The 390-nt window shown below is 52.6% G+C and carries 1 rRNA gene; it reads right to left on the minus strand.

Features of this window, described 5'->3' with window-relative positions:
- Nucleotides 1–390 (minus strand): 16S ribosomal RNA (locus lacNas_RS01025); the annotation flags it as partial.

A 390-nucleotide genomic window follows, 5' to 3' on the forward strand; every position in this document is an offset into this window, starting at 1 on the left:
CAGTTTCCGATGCAGTTCCACGGTTGAGCCGTGGGCTTTCACATCAGACTTATCATTCCGCCTGCGCTCGCTTTACGCCCAATAAATCCGGACAACGCTTGCCACCTACGTATTACCGCGGCTGCTGGCACGTAGTTAGCCGTGACTTTCTGGTTGATTACCGTCAAATAAAGACCAGTTACTGCCTCTATCCTTCTTCACCAACAACAGAGCTTTACGATCCGAAAACCTTCTTCACTCACGCGGCGTTGCTCCATCAGACTTGCGTCCATTGTGGAAGATTCCCTACTGCTGCCTCCCGTAGGAGTTTGGGCCGTGTCTCAGTCCCAATGTGGCCGATCAGTCTCTCAACTCGGCTACGCATCATTGCCTTGGTGAGCCGTTACCTCA

It is taken from the genome of Lactobacillus nasalidis (assembly GCF_016587775.1).
GTDB classification, from domain to species: Bacteria; Bacillota; Bacilli; order Lactobacillales; family Lactobacillaceae; genus Lactobacillus; species Lactobacillus nasalidis.